Source organism: Corynebacterium canis (genome assembly GCF_030408595.1).
Lineage (GTDB): Bacteria > Actinomycetota > Actinomycetes > Mycobacteriales > Mycobacteriaceae > Corynebacterium > Corynebacterium canis.
In genome coordinates this window covers 2,086,223-2,101,345 of record NZ_CP047080.1, presented here as the reverse complement: position 1 = coordinate 2,101,345, position 15,123 = coordinate 2,086,223, and the positions used below count along the sequence as shown (strand labels likewise).

The 15,123-nt window shown below is 61.3% G+C and carries 15 protein-coding genes; 9 read left to right on the top strand and 6 right to left on the bottom strand.

The window, feature by feature from the left end; genetic code table 11:
- The first annotated feature begins 86 nt into the window (after positions 1–86).
- The 4 genes from dnaE (at position 87) to CCANI_RS09255 (ending at position 5,762) form a co-directional block, all read left to right on the top strand.
- Positions 87–3,644, top strand: a complete 3,558-nt coding sequence (dnaE, locus tag CCANI_RS09270; RefSeq protein ID WP_146323467.1) for a DNA polymerase III subunit alpha — start codon at positions 87–89, stop codon at positions 3,642–3,644.
- A gap of 60 nt (positions 3,645–3,704) precedes the next feature.
- Positions 3,705–4,499, top strand: coding sequence for a class I SAM-dependent methyltransferase (locus CCANI_RS09265; protein WP_146323468.1), 795 nt, complete (start codon positions 3,705–3,707; stop codon positions 4,497–4,499).
- Positions 4,500–4,602: 103 nt separating this feature from the next.
- Positions 4,603–4,743 carry a hypothetical protein gene (locus CCANI_RS09260; RefSeq protein WP_186750050.1) on the top strand — a complete coding sequence of 47 codons (141 nt, stop codon included), beginning with the start codon at positions 4,603–4,605 and terminating at the stop codon, positions 4,741–4,743.
- Between the two features lie 98 nt (positions 4,744–4,841).
- The gene (locus tag CCANI_RS09255; RefSeq protein ID WP_146323469.1) at positions 4,842–5,762 is read left to right on the top strand and encodes a ribokinase; all 921 of its coding nucleotides are present in this window, start codon (positions 4,842–4,844) and stop codon (positions 5,760–5,762) included.
- On the opposite strand, the gene CCANI_RS09250 is transcribed toward CCANI_RS09255, so the two are convergent.
- On the bottom strand, positions 5,759–6,277 hold the full coding sequence (locus CCANI_RS09250; RefSeq protein ID WP_146323470.1) for an excalibur calcium-binding domain-containing protein: 519 nt from the start codon (positions 6,275–6,277) through the stop codon (positions 5,759–5,761). The genes CCANI_RS09255 and CCANI_RS09250 overlap by 4 nt on opposite strands.
- Positions 6,278–6,473: 196 nt before the next feature.
- Here CCANI_RS09250 and ilvA point away from each other — a divergent pair, with 196 nt between their 5' ends.
- Positions 6,474–7,775, top strand: coding sequence for a threonine ammonia-lyase IlvA (ilvA, locus tag CCANI_RS09245; protein ID WP_146323471.1), 1,302 nt, complete (start codon positions 6,474–6,476; stop codon positions 7,773–7,775).
- Positions 7,776–9,263 (top strand): MFS transporter, encoded by a 1,488-nt coding sequence (locus tag CCANI_RS09240; protein ID WP_146323472.1) that lies wholly within the window; start codon positions 7,776–7,778, stop codon positions 9,261–9,263. It begins immediately after the preceding gene.
- Here CCANI_RS09240 and CCANI_RS09235 read toward each other — a convergent pair.
- Positions 9,260–10,804, bottom strand: a complete 1,545-nt coding sequence (locus CCANI_RS09235) for an alpha-amylase family glycosyl hydrolase (RefSeq protein WP_146323473.1) — start codon at positions 10,802–10,804, stop codon at positions 9,260–9,262. The genes CCANI_RS09240 and CCANI_RS09235 overlap by 4 nt on opposite strands.
- A 23-nt stretch (positions 10,805–10,827) precedes the next feature.
- Here CCANI_RS09235 and CCANI_RS09230 point away from each other — a divergent pair, with 23 nt between their 5' ends.
- The 3 genes from CCANI_RS09230 to CCANI_RS09220 are packed head-to-tail and all read left to right on the top strand — an operon-like array spanning position 10,828 to position 12,070.
- Complete coding sequence (locus CCANI_RS09230; RefSeq protein ID WP_146323474.1) at positions 10,828–11,460, top strand: YigZ family protein; 633 nt, start codon at positions 10,828–10,830, stop codon at positions 11,458–11,460.
- Positions 11,461–11,471: 11 nt separating this feature from the next.
- Positions 11,472–11,699, top strand: coding sequence for a hypothetical protein (locus CCANI_RS09225; protein WP_146323475.1), 228 nt, complete (start codon positions 11,472–11,474; stop codon positions 11,697–11,699).
- Positions 11,700–11,704: 5 nt separating this feature from the next.
- The gene (locus CCANI_RS09220) at positions 11,705–12,070 is read left to right on the top strand and encodes an RNA-binding S4 domain-containing protein (protein ID WP_146323476.1); all 366 of its coding nucleotides are present in this window, start codon (positions 11,705–11,707) and stop codon (positions 12,068–12,070) included.
- Position 12,071: 1 nt separating this feature from the next.
- On the opposite strand, the gene CCANI_RS09215 is transcribed toward CCANI_RS09220, so the two are convergent.
- The 4 genes from CCANI_RS09215 to CCANI_RS09200 are packed head-to-tail and all read right to left on the bottom strand — an operon-like array spanning position 12,072 to position 15,095.
- The gene (locus CCANI_RS09215; protein WP_281284988.1) at positions 12,072–12,194 is read right to left on the bottom strand and encodes a hypothetical protein; all 123 of its coding nucleotides are present in this window, start codon (positions 12,192–12,194) and stop codon (positions 12,072–12,074) included.
- A gap of 46 nt (positions 12,195–12,240) precedes the next feature.
- Positions 12,241–13,221, bottom strand: a complete 981-nt coding sequence (locus CCANI_RS09210) for a GTP pyrophosphokinase (protein WP_146323477.1) — start codon at positions 13,219–13,221, stop codon at positions 12,241–12,243.
- A gap of 10 nt (positions 13,222–13,231) precedes the next feature.
- Complete coding sequence (locus CCANI_RS09205) at positions 13,232–13,783, bottom strand: hypothetical protein (RefSeq protein WP_146323478.1); 552 nt, start codon at positions 13,781–13,783, stop codon at positions 13,232–13,234.
- Positions 13,784–13,841: 58 nt separating this feature from the next.
- Positions 13,842–15,095: an exonuclease domain-containing protein gene (locus CCANI_RS09200; RefSeq protein ID WP_146323479.1), complete on the bottom strand. Its 1,254-nt coding sequence runs from the start codon at positions 15,093–15,095 to the stop codon at positions 13,842–13,844.
- Between the last annotated feature and the right edge of the window lie 28 nt (positions 15,096–15,123).

The window sequence follows — 15,123 nt, the reverse complement described above, 5'->3', positions numbered from 1 at the left end:
TTTCTGCGAGGGGGCTTACCCGCCAGCGTAGTCGCAGACGTTAATGAAAACGCGTGCCATTAATCGGTGACGTACAATGAACACCTATGAGCAATTCCTCCTTTGTGCACCTCCACAACCACACGGAATACTCGATGCTGGACGGCATGGCGAAGGTGGACATGCTGGCCGCCGAAGTCAAGCGCCAAGGCATGCCGGCCGTAGGCATTACCGACCACGGCAATATGTTCGGTACCGACGCTTTCTACCGGAAAATGGTGGACGAGGGGATCAAGCCGATCATCGGCATCGAGGCGTACCTGGCTCCCGAGTCCCGCTTTAATAAAAACCGCGTGCGCTGGGGGGAACCGCACCAGAAGGCTGACGACGTCTCGGCTTCCGGAGCGTACCTGCATCAAACCATGATTGCCGAAACCGTTACCGGGTTGCAAAACCTATTCTACCTGTCCTCCATGGCCTCCTACGAGGGGCAATTGGGCAAATGGCCCCGCATGGACGCCGAACTTATCGCCGAAAACGCCACCGGGATCATCGCCACTACCGGGTGCCCCTCCGGCGATGTGCAAACCCGGCTGCGGCTCGGGCAATTCGACGCCGCGCTGGAGGCCGCCGCCATGTGGCAGGACATCTACGGCAAGGAAAACTACTTCCTTGAGCTCATGGACCACGGGCTGGACATTGAAAACCGTGTTCGGTCGGAGCTTTTGGAAATCGGCCGCAAGCTGGGGCTGCCGCCGCTGGTGACCAATGACTGCCACTATGTGCTGCAAGATCAGGCGCACGCCCATGAGGTGATGCTCTGCGTGCAAACCGGCAAAACTATGCAGGACCCAGACCGCTTTAAATTCGACGGCGACGGCTACTTTATTAAATCCGCCGCGGAAATGCGCGCCACCTGGGACAACCTGGTGCCCGGTGCCTGCGACAACACGCTGCTGATCGCGGAGCGCGTGCAGGACTATAGCCGCCTGTGGGAGCCGCACCCGCACGATCGCATGCCCATAGCGAACGTGCCCAGCGGGCACACGCCCGAATCCTGGCTGAAGCACGAGGTGATGGAGGGCCTGAAAGAGCGCTTCCAGGGCGGGCAGGTGCCGCAGGCATATGTGGATCGCGCCAATTACGAGATCGAAGTGATCGCCATGAAGGGGTACCCCTCGTACTTCCTGATCGTTGCGGACCTGATCAAATACGCGCGTTCCGTGGGTATCTTGGTGGGCCCGGGCCGTGGTTCCGCCGCCGGCGCGTTGGTGGCGTACGCGCTGACCATTACGAACATTGATCCGATCCAGCACGACCTGCTGTTTGAGAGGTTCCTGAACCCGGAGCGCCCGAGCGCCCCCGATATCGATATCGACTTTGACGATCGCCGCCGCGGCGAAATGATCCGCTACGCCGCGGATAACTGGGGCGAGGACAAAGTTGCGCAGGTGATCACCTTTGGCACGGTGAAAACGAAGCAGGCGCTGAAAGACTCCGCCCGCGCGCTGTTCGGGCAGCCTGGCTACCAGATCGCCGACCGCATCACCAAGGCCCTGCCGCCCGCGATCATGGCGAAGGATATTCCGCTGGCGGGCATTATGGACCCGAAGCACGAACGTTACGGGGAGGCCGGGGAGGTGCGCGGCCTGATCGAATCCGATCCCGATGTGAAAAAGATCTATGAGACGGCGCGCGGCCTCGAGGGCGTGGTGCGGCAGGCGGGCGTGCACGCTTGCGCCGTGATTATGTCGAGCGTGCCGCTGCTTGATTGCATCCCCATGTGGAAGCGCGCGGCGGACGGGGCGTTGATTACCGGCTGGCCGTACCCTGCGTGCGAGGCGATCGGCCTGCTGAAGATGGACTTTTTGGGGTTGCGTAACCTCACCGTGATCGGCGATTGCATCCGCAATATTAAGGCGAATCGTGGGGAGGACATCGACCTTGATACCTTGGCCACCGAGGACGAGGCCACGTATAAGTTATTGGCCCGCGGCGATACGCTCGGCGTGTTTCAGCTGGACTCCGGCGGCATGCGTGAGCTGCTGAAACGCATGGAGCCGACGGGTTTTGATGATATCGTGGCCGCGCTGGCGCTGTACCGGCCGGGCCCGATGGGCATGGGTGCGCACTGGGCGTATGCGGACCGCAAAAACGGCCGCGAGGAGATCACCCCGATCCACCCCGAGTTGGAGGAGCCGCTGCGGGAAATCCTTGCCGATACCTACGGTTTGATCGTGTACCAAGAGCAGATCATGCGTATCTCGCAAAAGGTTGCTAATTACACGGCCGGTCAGGCGGATGGTTTCCGCAAGGCGATGGGCAAAAAGAAGCCGGAGGTGCTGGCGAAGGAGTTTGTCACCTTTGAGGCGGGCATGAAGGAAAACGGGTTTTCCGACGCCGCGATCCGCGCGCTGTGGGACACCATCGAGCCGTTCGCGTCCTACGCGTTTAACAAGTCTCACGCGGCCGGCTATGGTTTGGTGTCTTTCTGGACCGGCTATCTCAAGGCGAATTACACCGCGGAATATATGGCAGCCTTGTTGACCTCCGTGGCGGATCGCAAGGATAAATCCGCGATCTACCTTGCGGATTGCCGTCACCTGGGCATCAAGGTGCTGTCCCCGGATGTCAATGAATCCGCCCTGAATTTCCAGTCCGTGGGCACCGATATCCGCTTCGGTTTGGGCGCGGTGCGCAATGTGGGTGAAGACGTGGTGGAATCCATCGTGCGCACCCGCAAGGAGAAGGGCGGGTTCCGCGATTTCTCGGATTATCTGGAGAAGATTGACACCCTGCCGTGCAGCAAACGCGTCACGGAGTCCTTGATTAAGGCGGGCGCGTTTGATTCATTGGGGCACCCGCGGCGCGGCCTGATGTTGATCCATGAGGATGCGGTGGATTCCATTACCGCTACCAAGAAAGCCGCAGATAAGGGGCAGTTTGACCTGTTTGCCGGGTTTGGGGGCGAGGCCGCCGGAGCTACGAACGTGTTTGCGGTTCAGGTGCCGGATGAGACCTGGGAGCGCAAGCACGAACTCGCACTGGAGCGCGAAATGCTGGGCCTGTATGTGTCCGGCCATCCCCTCGATGGTTACGAGGATGCCTTGGAGGCGCAGACGGATACCGCGCTGACCACGATCCTTTCCGGCGAGCTCAAGCACGGCACGGAGATCGTGATCGGCGGCATTATTTCGGCGGTGGACCGCAGGTTTTCGAAAAAGGATGGCTCCCCGTGGGCCATTGTCACGGTGGAGGATCACAACGGCGCCTCGGTGGAATTGCTGGTGTTTAACAAGATTTACGCCATGGTGTCCAGCCTGATCGTGGAGGACAATATCATCCTGGCCAAGGCGCATATTTCCATCCGCGACGATCGCATGGGCGTGTTTTGTGATGATCTTAAAGCCCCTGAATTAGGGATCGGCTCCGGCACGGGCCTGCCGGTGCGGTTAACGCTGCGCACGGACCAATGCTCCATGGCGAACATTTCCAAGCTCAAGGGTGTGCTCCAGGCCAATCCCGGGGAATCGGATGTGTATTTGAACCTCGTGGATGGCGACCATTCCACGGTTATGATCCTGGGCGAACACCTGCGCGTGTTGCGCGGCCCGAACCTTATGGGTGACCTCAAAGCCACCATGGGGGCGGCCATTTTAGGTTAGTTTGCGTCACATCTGCACCACTTGCAGCGTGGGTGCTAGGGCGAGGATACACTGGTCTGCATGAGCGTAACCGATGTCCAGCAGACCTTGTTTTTCCCGCTATTTGGCCGTGCCCAGGCGGCGCAGAAATGGCCGGAGTGTTTCTCTGATCCGTGGGCCGTTGAGGTGACTCAGGCGGCTCAGGATCAAGGTGTCACGGTTGAGGAAATGGATGGTTTCCCGGCCATGGTGTACGGCCTGCGCCACCTGATGGCTGTGGAAGAGGCGAAGCGTTATGTAGCGAATCATCCGGGCGCCGCGGTGGTGAATTTGGGCAGCGGTTTCGGCGAGCTTGGTCGCGACCTTACAGATTTTGATTGCACCGTATATAACCTTGATGTCCCCGAAACCCTCGAGCTCCGAAAGAACTGGTGTTCGGATGACGGGGTGGATTTGCCGTACGCGATTACGGACCTCGCATGGCTGGACCAGGTGGACGCCGCCAAGGGCTTTATCGCCATCGCCACCGGCAAGTTCCATTACCTTGAGGTGGCGGATGTCAAGCGGCTGGTGGCGGAGTTGGCGCAGCGTTTCCCCGGCGGGCGTTTGTGTTACGACGCCGAGTCTCCCCGCGTGCAGGCCGGCGGCCAGGTCCAGCGGCGCGCTCTCGAAGACGCCCCGATGCCGTTTAAGGTGGAGGATCCGTACGAGATCCGCGAGTGGAGCGACCGTGTCACCGATGTGGATATCGAGTTTAACCTGACCAATTACTTGGATCCGGCTGATCGCGAATTCCTGCCGTTTGGATACCGCGCGGGATTCAATTTCTTTGAGTTGATTCAGGGTATGTATGTGGTAAAGGCTGACTTCAAATAGCATCGGCGCTTTCGGCTTGCATGCTTAACGGGCTGCACATCTGCGTGTGTGTGGCCCGTTGAGCGTGTTTGGCGACCAGCCCCGCGCATGAGTGATGTATATTATGAGCGCGATAACATCTTCCACAATCGAACAGCGATTCGAAATTATCGACGCCCCGACCCACGGCGACCCACTCGCCGCTCACGTCGCGAAAGTCCGCCGCCCGCACGAAAACGCATACTTCGAATACCTGCACGAATAATCGCCAAACCTGGCGGTGTATCCAAGGCAAAGTTCGGCAAAGCAATGTACCTGTGGAAGTAGTTACTATCCGCGTTGTGAGCGTCTCTAGGGGTTGACATGATTCCGCGAATAACCGTTGTAGGTTCAATTCATGCCGATTTGAGTATGTGGGTAAAGCAACACCCACAGCCAGGCGAAACGGTGATCGGCACGGGCGGTACCATCTCGCCGGGCGGCAAGGGGGCAAACCAGGCGGTAGCTGCGGCGCTCCAAGGGGCCGGGGTCGCCTTCGTCGGCGCGATTGGAAACGACCCGCACGCGTTGAGTGCCACGGCGCTGATGGTGGACGCGGGCGTGATGATGATGGGCGTCGAAAAGCGGGGAGATAGCACTGGGTTGGCCGTGATTACGGTGGCGGAGGACGGCGAAAACACCATCGTCGTGCTGCCCGGTGCCAATGCGTGGGTGACGGAAAGCTACGTAAAGCTCCACGCGGACATTATCAGAAACGCCGAAATCGTGCTGCTGCAGGGGGAAATCCCGGCGTCCGGAATCGAAGCGGCCGTGCGCCACGCCACCGGAAGGGTAGTGATCAACCTCGCGCCAGTGATCCCCGTGGCGCGGGAAACGCTGCTGCGGGCGGACCCGCTGCTGGCCAACGAACACGAAGCCGCCCGCATCCTCGAGCTTTTTGACACGCCGAGCGCGGGGGATCCGAACATTGTGAACGATCCCGAAACCATGGCCAAAGAATTGCTGGGCGCGGGTTTTAGCAGCGTCGTGCTCACGCTCGGGCCGAACGGCGCGCTGGTGGCAACCCCGGATGGGCTGCAACACGTGCCTACTCCTGCGGTCACGCCCGTGGATACCACCGGCGCGGGCGATGCATTCACCGGCGCATTGGTGGCCAGACTTTCCGAAGGCGATACGCTGCTGGACGCGGCGAAGCACGCCTGCCGGGTCGCCGCATACACGGTAACGGGGTATGGTGCGCAATCCTCGTATCCGACGGCGCAGGATCCGCTGCCCGAGCTTTAACGCTCGCAGGCCACGCCGTCTCCGTCGCGGTCCAGTTCGGAGCGATAACCGGGGGAGCCTAGGTAGATCGGTGCCACGCCGGCGGCCTTGGCTTCCCCGCAATTGCGATAGTATGCGGCGGGTGCGGGCGCAGGTGCAGGAGCTGGGGCGGGGGCCGGTTCTGGGGCGGGCGGCGGGGCGACAAAGCCATGAATCTGGTTTTGCTCTTCCGCGACCTCATTGCCCACCACCGGTACCGGCGCGTTTTCCTCCGATGCGGGTTCGGCGGGCGGCGGGGCCGGTTCGCTGGAAGGGGCCTTGGTGACGGTATGCGTCGTTGATTTCACTACGGTGCTGATCGCGGTGCTGGTGACGGTGCGGACGGAGTCCTTGGCGCTGCAGCCGACCATCGCAAAGCTGACGGCGAAGAAGAACAAGAGGAACAACGCTCCGCGGCCGATGCCGATGGCCTTCAAGGGCTTTTTATTATTGGCGGCGGGGATGCCGTCACCGTCATACGCAAACGACGCTGTCATGTTGGAAAAACCTTCCACGAAACTAAGGATTACCTAAATGGTTACTGTGAAAAGCTTTGTTCGCAATGGGTACCCACCTTTGGGGTGAACATAGCAACATCACGGCAATGGCGCAGCGTTTGTTCTACGGTCGCGCTAGATCCTCGGGCGGCAGGCAATATGCTTGACGTGGACAAGGGGGCTACAATGTGCTTTCATGACCGATCACGCTCTTGCCGTTCCTGCCTTGTCTTCCGATCTGGAGCCAGTCCGCGCTGCAGATATTCAAATGGCGCAGGCACGAATTTCCTCCGTGATCGCGCCGACTCCGCTGCAATATTGCCCTCGGCTTTCGGAGGAAACAGGGGTGGAGATCTACCTCAAACGAGAAGACCTTCAGGACGTGCGTTCGTACAAGATCCGCGGCGCCTACAACAATGTGGCGCAGCTGACCGAGGAACAACGCGCGGCCGGCATTGTCGCGGCGTCGGCAGGCAATCACGCGCAGGGCGTGGCCTATGTGTGCCGTGCGCTGGGCATCAATGGTCGCATCTACGTGCCAAACCAAACGCCAAAACAAAAGCTCGATCGCATTCGCGTGCACGGGCGAGAATTCGTGGATGTTGTGGTCACCGGCAATAGTTTCGATGAAGCCGCAGCCGCCGCCCGCGACGATGCCCACCGAACCGGAGCCACCCTCGTGGAGCCTTTCGACGCCCGTGACACCGTCGTCGGGCAGGGGACCGTCGCCGCCGAAATCCTCGCCCAGCTGTCTACCCTGGGCAAAAACGCCGATGCCGTGGTGGTGCCCGTGGGTGGCGGCGGGCTGATCGCAGGCGTTTTAAGCTACCTGGCGGACATGGCGCCGCACACGGCCGTGATCGGCGTGGAGCCCACCTCGGCGGCCTCGATGAAGGCGGCCCTAGACAATGATGGCCCCGTCACCCTGGAAACGATCGATCCTTTTATCGACGGTGCCGCCGTCAAACGCATTGGCGATGTGAACTACCGTATTGTGGACGCCAACCGGTCGCGCCTGCATATGCTGACCGTTAGCGAGGGCGCGGTGTGCACCGAAATGCTGGGCCTGTACCAATCGGAGGGGATCGTGGCGGAGCCGGCAGGCGCGTTGTCCGTCGCCGCGCTCAAGGAGCTGAAATTGCGCCCCGGCGAGGTGGTGGTGTGCATCATCTCCGGCGGTAACAATGACGTGCTCAGGTACGCTGAAATTGTGGAACGTTCCTTGGTCCACCGCGGACTCAAGCACTACTTCCTTGTCGATTTCCCTCAAGAGCCTGGCCAGCTCAAGCATTTCCTGTCGGAGGTGTTGGGCCCCCACGATGACATCACGCGATTCGAATACCTTAAGCGCAATAACCGGGAAACCGGGACCGCGTTGGTTGGGTTGCAGCTCGGCAGTGCCGCCGACCTTGAACCGCTGCTGGAGCGGATGAGGCAATCACGCATTCACACGCAACAGCTACAACCTGGTACCCCCGAATACGACTTTTTGGTGTAAATGTCTCCTAGTTCCAAACCTTCCCCCACTACCAGCAATTCTTATCCGCAACGGTGGTGGGGGCTAACAGTGTTATGCGTTGCGGTCGCCGTGTTGGCAATCGACACGACGGTGCTGAACTTTGCCATCCCTGCCATTAATTCCTCGCTGCAACCCTCGGCCACCCAAACGCTGTGGATCGTCGACGTGTATGCGTTCGTCCTCGCGGCGTTGCTGGTCACCATGGGCACCCTCGGCGACCGCATTGGCCGCCGCCGCGTGCTGCTGATCGGCGCCGCCTGCTTTGGTGTCGCCTCCGTGATCGCCGGCGTGTCTACCAGCGCCGAAATGTTGATCGCGGGCCGCGCGTTGCAGGGCGCGGCGGGCGCCACATTGATGCCCTCAACGCTCTCGCTGATTCGAACAATGTTTCAAAACCCCGGCGAGCGTGGCCGCGCGATTTCCATCTGGGTATCCGTCTATTCCATGGGTGCCGCGGCTGGGCCCTTGCTGGGTGGTTTCCTGCTCCAGTTTTTCCATTGGGGCGCGGTGTTTTTCATTAACGTGCCGCTCGTGATCGTGATGATCCTCGGCGGCGTGAAATACCTGCCCTCCTCGCGTTCCGCCGAGCCGCAACCGTTCGACCTTACCGGTGCGATGCTCAGCATCCTCGCCCTGTTTTCGCTGGTGTATGCGGTGAAGGTGATCCCGGTGGAGGGCCCCAGCCTGATCGGCCTGGCCACGGGGCTGGTCGCCGTGGTGGCGGGCTTCCTACTGCTGCGCCACCTGCGGCTTGCCTCGCACCCGCTGATCGATATTTCGCTGATGTCCAACCCCGTATACGCCACGATGGTCACGGTCAACGGTTTGTCCATGTTTTTGTATGTGGGCGTGCTGTTTTACCTAAGCCAATACCTGCAGGTGGTCCTTGGTTTTCCGGCGATCACGGCGGGCGCGTTGATGGTGCCCGGCCTGCTGATGTCCATGCTTGCGGCGCTGGTGACGGGCCGCGTGATGTCCCGTTATCCGGCGCGCACGCTGCTGATTATCGCGCTTTCCATTACTGTGGTGGCTAGCTGCCTGTTGGGCTTGGACGCCTACGGCGCGTTGGAGCATTCGGCCTTTTGGCTGGCCTTCGCGTTCGCGGTGTTTGGCACGGGGGTGGGCATGGTTGACCCGGTGAGCAACGATTATATTATCGCGGCGGCTCCCCCGGATCGGGTGGGCGCCGCGGCGTCGATTTCGGAGACGGGTTATGAGCTCGGCGGGGCGTTCGGCACCGCGATTCTGGGTTCGATTCTGATGGCGGTGTACGGCTCCGGCGTGCCCGAAGCTATTGGCGATTCCGTGTCCGCCGCCCATGCCACGGGCGACGCTTCCCTTATCGCGCTTGCCGACGCCGCGTTCCGCAACGGTGTCGTCGCATCCTCCGCCGTGGCGGCGGCCACCGCCATCGTGATCGCGATCGTGGTGGCCCGGTTTGTGCCGCGCGACGTGGCCTTGGTTTAGTCACACGTGAGGTATTTGCAGAACGCGAATTCCCACGGCCCGAGCACCATATGGGTTTCGGTAAACTCCGGCGAACCGAAACTGTATACGAGCTCCCCGGTGAATGGCAGGGTGACGGGCCGATCCGAAAGGTTGGCCACCAGCGGGTGCGCACCCAGCAGGGCGATCCAGCGCTGCCCGCCGATGGCCTTGACCGGTTCCTGCACCTGGTCACTCAGTTCGAAGATGCGCTGGTAGCCGGCGAACACCTCCGGGTTGATCTGCCAATCGAGGCGCGCCGCCTCGAAGGTGGCGGGGTCGGTGGGGTCCAGCGGTGGTTGCGTCAACCCCATATCCTGAAATTGTTCCGCGCGCCCGGCGATGGTCCCCGCCTGCAGGGCCGGATCGGAGTGCGAACAAAAGAACGGAAACGGGGTGGTGGCGCCGTATTCTTCACCCATAAATAGCATGGTCGGCGAGGGGATCGCCGCGATGATCGCCGCCTTGAGCAATTGTTGCGCCACGGTCAGATTCTGGCTCGGCCGGTCGCCGCGCGGCCGGTTGCCCACCTGGTCGTGCGTGGTGGTGTACACCACCGAGTGGTACCGATGATTTATCGCATCCACCAGCTGCTGCACCGTGCCATAGCCCTTGTAATAGGCGTGTTTTTCGCCGGTGACCAGGGTGTGCAGGCAATGGTGGATGGTGTCGTTCCATTGCAGATCAATGCCGCGGCTGGTGGTAATTTCCGGGTCGTCCCGCAGGTCCTCCGCGATCAGCGTGCGGGGGATTCCGGTCTCCGCGGCCACAGCTGCGGCCAGTTCCGCGATATCGTCGAGCAGGCTAAGGTCCGTATAGGCGTGCGTGGCGTCGAGCCGCAGCCCATCGACCCGGTATTCGATAAACCATTGGCGGATGGCATCGAGGATATAGCCGCGCACATGCGGGTCCGCCATATTGATCGCGTCGCCCCAACCGGTGGGATTCGGGACGGTGTAGGGCCCGAAGCGGTTCATATAATTCCCTTCCGGCCCGAAGTGGTTGTATACCACGTCGAGGTATACGGCAATGCCGTGGCCGTGCGCGGCGTCGATAAGCTGTTTGAGGCCGCGGGGGCCGCCGTAGCCGGCGTGGACGGCGTGCCAGAATACGCCGTCGTAACCCCAGTTTCGGTCGCCCGCAAAAGGTTGCACGGGCATTAGCTCGATCGCGCCCACGCCAATCGACTGCAAATAGGGCAACTTTTCGATCACCCCTTGGAAATCACCCCGAAACGTGCCCACGTGCAGCTCGTAAATCCGGCTCCGCTGCTGCCCGCGCCACGGGTGCTGCCAAGCGAACTCCGGATCGCACACCTCGCTCAGCCCGTGCACCCCGTCCGGCTGGCTTTGGGAACGCGGGTCCGGCAGCAGCTCGCCATCGACGCGAAACCCGTAACGCATGCCCGGCACCGGCGTAATATCGCTGGTCCAGACGTTGCCGCGCCGCATCGGGTGCGCAACGCCATCGATGACGAGTTCAATATTGCTGGCCTTGGGTGCCCATACAGAAAAGTGTTTCATGCGTTCTAGCCTAAGCTACAACCATGTATCAGTTGCCGGCCTCCGCACGCACATTCACCGACGAACTCGAGATCAAACGCTCCCGCTTTCTTACCTTTATTCGACGCGTGCAAAACGCCGAGGAGGCGCGCGCCTTTATCGCCGAAATCAAACATAAATTCCCCGATGCGCGGCACCATTGCAGCGCCTTTATTTACCACGTCGAAGGCGCCAATCCCGTCGAACGTTCGAGCGACGATGGCGAGCCTGCCGGGACCGCTGGGCAACCCATGCTGGACGTGTTGCGCGGCTGCGGAATGCTGGACATCTGCGCCGTTGTGGTGCGCTACTTTGGCGGCGTAAAGCTCGGCACGGGTGGCCTGGTGCGCGCATATTCGGACGCCGTTTCGGGTTGCTTGCGGGGCGTTGTTCCGGTGACGCGCGAGCTCCGCGAACTCTACGAAGTTTCGTTCGGACACGACGTTGCCGGGCGGATGGAGGCCGAACTCCGCAACCGGCTTTTCGACGTCGTGGACACCAGCTACGGCGCGACCGTCACCCTTACCATCGCCGTGCCGCCCGGACAGGACACTCTTGCGACCACGGTAGCGGCCCTTACACAAGGCAATACTCAGGTGCGGGAGGCGGGGCAACGGTGGGTGGAAATTGCTGACTAGAATGGAGTGCTATGAGCATGCAGCGCTATCCCCAGAATCCAATTGAACTGCGTAAACAGGCGGTTCGCCGCCACGCCCGAAACGGAGTTGTCGCCGTGGCGGGCGGGGTTATCGGCGGCGCGGCACTGTCTTTGCTCTTTCAAACGGGATTCTTTTTGATTGTCGGATTGATTATTGCGGTCGCCGGTGGGGTCACGGCCTATCAGCGAGTACAGCGCATCGTCAACTACAAGGATTAGAAAATATGAGCGGCGTTCGTATCGATGCTTGGGTCTGGGCCACCCGGTTTGCCAAAACCCGCACCCAAGCCGCCGACGCCTGCAAGGCCGGACACGTCAAACTTGGCGGCGCGTCCGTGAAACCTGCGCAACAGGTGGTGGCGGGGGACCGAGTCCAAATCTGGGTAAACCACCGGCAATACGATGTGGAGGTTGTTGAGCCCATCCGCAAACGCGTCAGCGCCGCCGTCGCCCGCACCTGCTATATCGACCATTCGCCGCCGCCACCGCCGAAGGAAATCTTGGCCTCCATGCCGCGCCGAGACCGCGGCGCGGGGCGCCCCACCAAGCGCGATCGGCGCGCCTTAGATCGCCTCCGCGGCCGCGAATAAGCTAGCGGGAACCGAAGGTGCCCCAGTGGGGCGGCGGGAAGTTAATCCCGAAGGGGCGGAAAAAGTCAGCGCTGGTAAGCGCCCACACGTGGATGAAATCGAGCGATTGTGGGGATAAACCCATGGACGGACTCCTCAGTAAAACAACCGTTGACGCGTTCATTATACTGCTACCTTTCATGCAGCCGCATGGTTTCTAACCGATCCCGCAGTCGCGTGGCGCGCGCCAGGCCCCGGCGGCCCTTGGTGGTGCGCAGGATGTGTTGGTGGCCGAATTTGCGGAGCAGGACATCGTCGATAATGCGCACGTGACCAGGCTTAAAGCGGTAGCGCATGGCCTGTTCCACCTTGGCGATATCCGCATCATTGAGCAGATCCTTAAGCTGCGCGATGGTGGTGATGCCATTGGCGGTAAGTATTTCTTCGAGCCAGCGATACGATTCGGATTTGGAGCGCGAAAAGCGATTCCCGATCAGCACGGAAAGCACGCCCGGGAGGGTCTCTGCCGATAGCGCAACATCGTCCGATTGCGCCGGGGGAGCGGCCTGAATCGCCGCGATTTGGTCGAACTGTTGATCGGCCAGCTCGATCAGTCCGGCGGCGAGTGTGAACGCACGATCGATGCGCGGGTCCATGGACCCGCCGGGGTCCTTATACCGAATATCGTGCTCAAATTCGGCCCATGCATGCTGCAAAACGGTGCGCACCTGCACTTCGAACACCATTCCGTGATAGGCGCTGAGCTCCTGCTGGGTTTCCGGAACTTTGATCACCACGTGATGGGACCCATAGCCGAAGCCCCCAGAGATCCGCGTTTCCGCCGCCTTATCCACGGAACGGATCACGTGAAAGGAATCCTGCAGCACGGACACCACCGATGGAATCTCCGTCGAATGATAGGTGGTCACACGGACGCCAATAATGTCATGAATATCATGCCAAGGGTCGGGGTAAGCGGGGGTACCGGCCGCGGTTTTCTTATTCGCCTTTGTTTGCAGCGAGCGCCACTCCTTAATGCGCGCCGTCACGCGATCGTAGGTCACGCCGGAATCCGCCAGCAGGTCCTCGACCACCTCCCGGAAATCCGCGGCCGCGCTCGGGTGTTCCGCCACCCAATCGTGGTAGCGAACCTCAAGTTCAGTGGTGTCCATGCACTCCACATTAGCGAGCATGAGCGAATTGCTGAGACACTGACGTGGGGTAACCCTGGTGATATATCACGCCGTGCGGAACCAGCCCACGCGCACCCGCCGCCGCGTATGTTTCCGCCGCCCACAGCTGCAATTCCGGCAAATAACCGGCGGCCCAGGGCGCGGCCACCAGCAGCGTGGTCGTGGGCGCGAAATACAGGATCGTGCCCCCAAAAAATTGCTGGAGGTGCGTGTGCAGCAGCCAAAACGAATGCGGGTGCGCCAACCAATCCACGGCCGAGCCGGGATCCGCAGCCACCTCGATCCCGCCCCGGACATGGCTTCGGATGCGCACGCGCGCGCTGGTGGTCCGTTCCGCCGTAAGGTCCCACATTGATGTGCTGCCTACCCCGAGGGCATCCAGCTCGGCGTGGGTGACCAGCTTGCCCCGCCGCACAAACACCGCACGCAATTCGTCCGAGAGTGCGATGGAGACGGGGCAGTGCGCAAAGGTGAGGTCATCAACCAGGGGCGAGCCTTGCGCCCGCCGCACCTGCAACGAGAAATCTTGTCCAATGTCCATGGGAACCCCTTTTTTCTTTCTTGGACGCAGCCAGCGCCCACCGGGGTTCCCAAACCACCTAGAACGGGGGTTCCTCCTCCAATTCCAGCGCGGCATACAATTGTTCGGCGCTCCACAGCTGGATCGCCTGCCCCTGCTTGATCAGCTGCTCCGCGCGCTTTTGTTTGGAGGTGACCGTGGCCCACGGCCCGCACACCAATAGCGTGGTTTTCTTGGTTACGTTCTTTCCAATAGTCGCCCCGAGTTCGGCCATACGTTCCCACAGCATGCCCTTGTCATAGGGTTCGAAATCCCCCGAGAGCGTCACGTTTTGCCCGAACAGCACGCCCTCCGGATCCGCCTCCGTATTGGCCGCCGGAATCACCTCCGGGGTGGCGGCTTTGGACCAGGCGGTACGCTTCCGGGGCTGCGCCGGCGTCGCGCTCGCAAATTTGCGCAGCATGGGGTACACGCGCTCCGCCACCAGCGAGCCCGCCGTCCACCCTTCGTGCTCAAAGTAGGACACCACGTCCCCCGTGTAGCCGGCGCGTTTGGCCAGCTCGATGGCGATCCCGGCGCAGGTCAGGGCATCATCTTCCGCGTCGTGATGCTGGGCCTGCGGCACGCCCAGCACCTCCGCCACCACCGGCAGCCGGTGCGCCGGGAATTTCACCTTGCTGTGCCTGGCCAGCGATAGGGTGCAGCCGAACGTCAGCTCCGGCGTGGGCACACCGCTGGCGGCGCAGGCGCGCCCCAATGCCGACATATCGAATTGCGCGTTATGCGCCAGCACCGGCAGCTCACCGATAAAATCGCTGATAGCGGGCATGATTTCGCCGATGCTCGGGTGCCCCGCAACATCGGCGGCGGTGATCCCGTGGATACCGATATTGAATTCCGCAAATTCCGATACGCTCGCCGGGGGTTGGCACAACCAAGAGCGCGATTCCATGACATTGCCGTCCTGTACGCGCACCACGCCGACCTGGCAGATGGACCCCCAATCGTCGTTTGCGGTTTCCACATCCAGCGCCACGAAATCGAACCCAGGTATCACCGCCGGAGCATCGCCTTTTTGTGCGGAAGCAATGGCCGCCAAGAAGTGCTCCTGGTGCTGCTGCTGGTTGGGCGCAAAGGTAACGCTGACATTCGCGCCGTCGAGAAGCACACGCCCGCAATCGGTGTCCGTGGGCGCGGCGATCACCGTCACACCCGACACGTTTGCGAGCGGAACTCGGGAGCCGGGCCCGCGCAACGCCGCCACTAACGGCGAGTTGCTGATGTAAATCTCAGCTGGGGAAACGGTAATGGTAGCGCCGTGAGCGACGATCACGAGCGATCCTTTCCTTATAGTGGTGGAT

What these genes read in the sequence shown, in the direction of transcription:
- CCANI_RS09235 (WP_146323473.1), bottom strand. Translation starts at nt 10,804, where the DNA reads ATGAAACACTTTTCTGTATGGGCACCCAAGGCCAGCAATATTGAACTC.
- CCANI_RS09265 (WP_146323468.1), top strand. Translation starts at nt 3,705, where the DNA reads ATGAGCGTAACCGATGTCCAGCAGACCTTGTTTTTCCCGCTATTTGGC.
- CCANI_RS09230 (WP_146323474.1), top strand. Translation starts at nt 10,828, where the DNA reads ATGTATCAGTTGCCGGCCTCCGCACGCACATTCACCGACGAACTCGAG.
- dnaE (WP_146323467.1), top strand. Translation starts at nt 87, where the DNA reads ATGAGCAATTCCTCCTTTGTGCACCTCCACAACCACACGGAATACTCG.
- CCANI_RS09225 (WP_146323475.1), top strand. Translation starts at nt 11,472, where the DNA reads ATGAGCATGCAGCGCTATCCCCAGAATCCAATTGAACTGCGTAAACAG.
- CCANI_RS09210 (WP_146323477.1), bottom strand. Translation starts at nt 13,221, where the DNA reads ATGGACACCACTGAACTTGAGGTTCGCTACCACGATTGGGTGGCGGAA.
- CCANI_RS09220 (WP_146323476.1), top strand. Translation starts at nt 11,705, where the DNA reads ATGAGCGGCGTTCGTATCGATGCTTGGGTCTGGGCCACCCGGTTTGCC.
- CCANI_RS09255 (WP_146323469.1), top strand. Translation starts at nt 4,842, where the DNA reads ATGATTCCGCGAATAACCGTTGTAGGTTCAATTCATGCCGATTTGAGT.
- CCANI_RS09250 (WP_146323470.1), bottom strand. Translation starts at nt 6,277, where the DNA reads ATGACAGCGTCGTTTGCGTATGACGGTGACGGCATCCCCGCCGCCAAT.
- CCANI_RS09240 (WP_146323472.1), top strand. Translation starts at nt 7,776, where the DNA reads ATGTCTCCTAGTTCCAAACCTTCCCCCACTACCAGCAATTCTTATCCG.
- CCANI_RS09215 (WP_281284988.1), bottom strand. Translation starts at nt 12,194, where the DNA reads ATGGGTTTATCCCCACAATCGCTCGATTTCATCCACGTGTGGGCGCTT.
- CCANI_RS09260 (WP_186750050.1), top strand. Translation starts at nt 4,603, where the DNA reads ATGAGCGCGATAACATCTTCCACAATCGAACAGCGATTCGAAATTATC.
- CCANI_RS09205 (WP_146323478.1), bottom strand. Translation starts at nt 13,783, where the DNA reads ATGGACATTGGACAAGATTTCTCGTTGCAGGTGCGGCGGGCGCAAGGC.
- ilvA (WP_146323471.1), top strand. Translation starts at nt 6,474, where the DNA reads ATGACCGATCACGCTCTTGCCGTTCCTGCCTTGTCTTCCGATCTGGAG.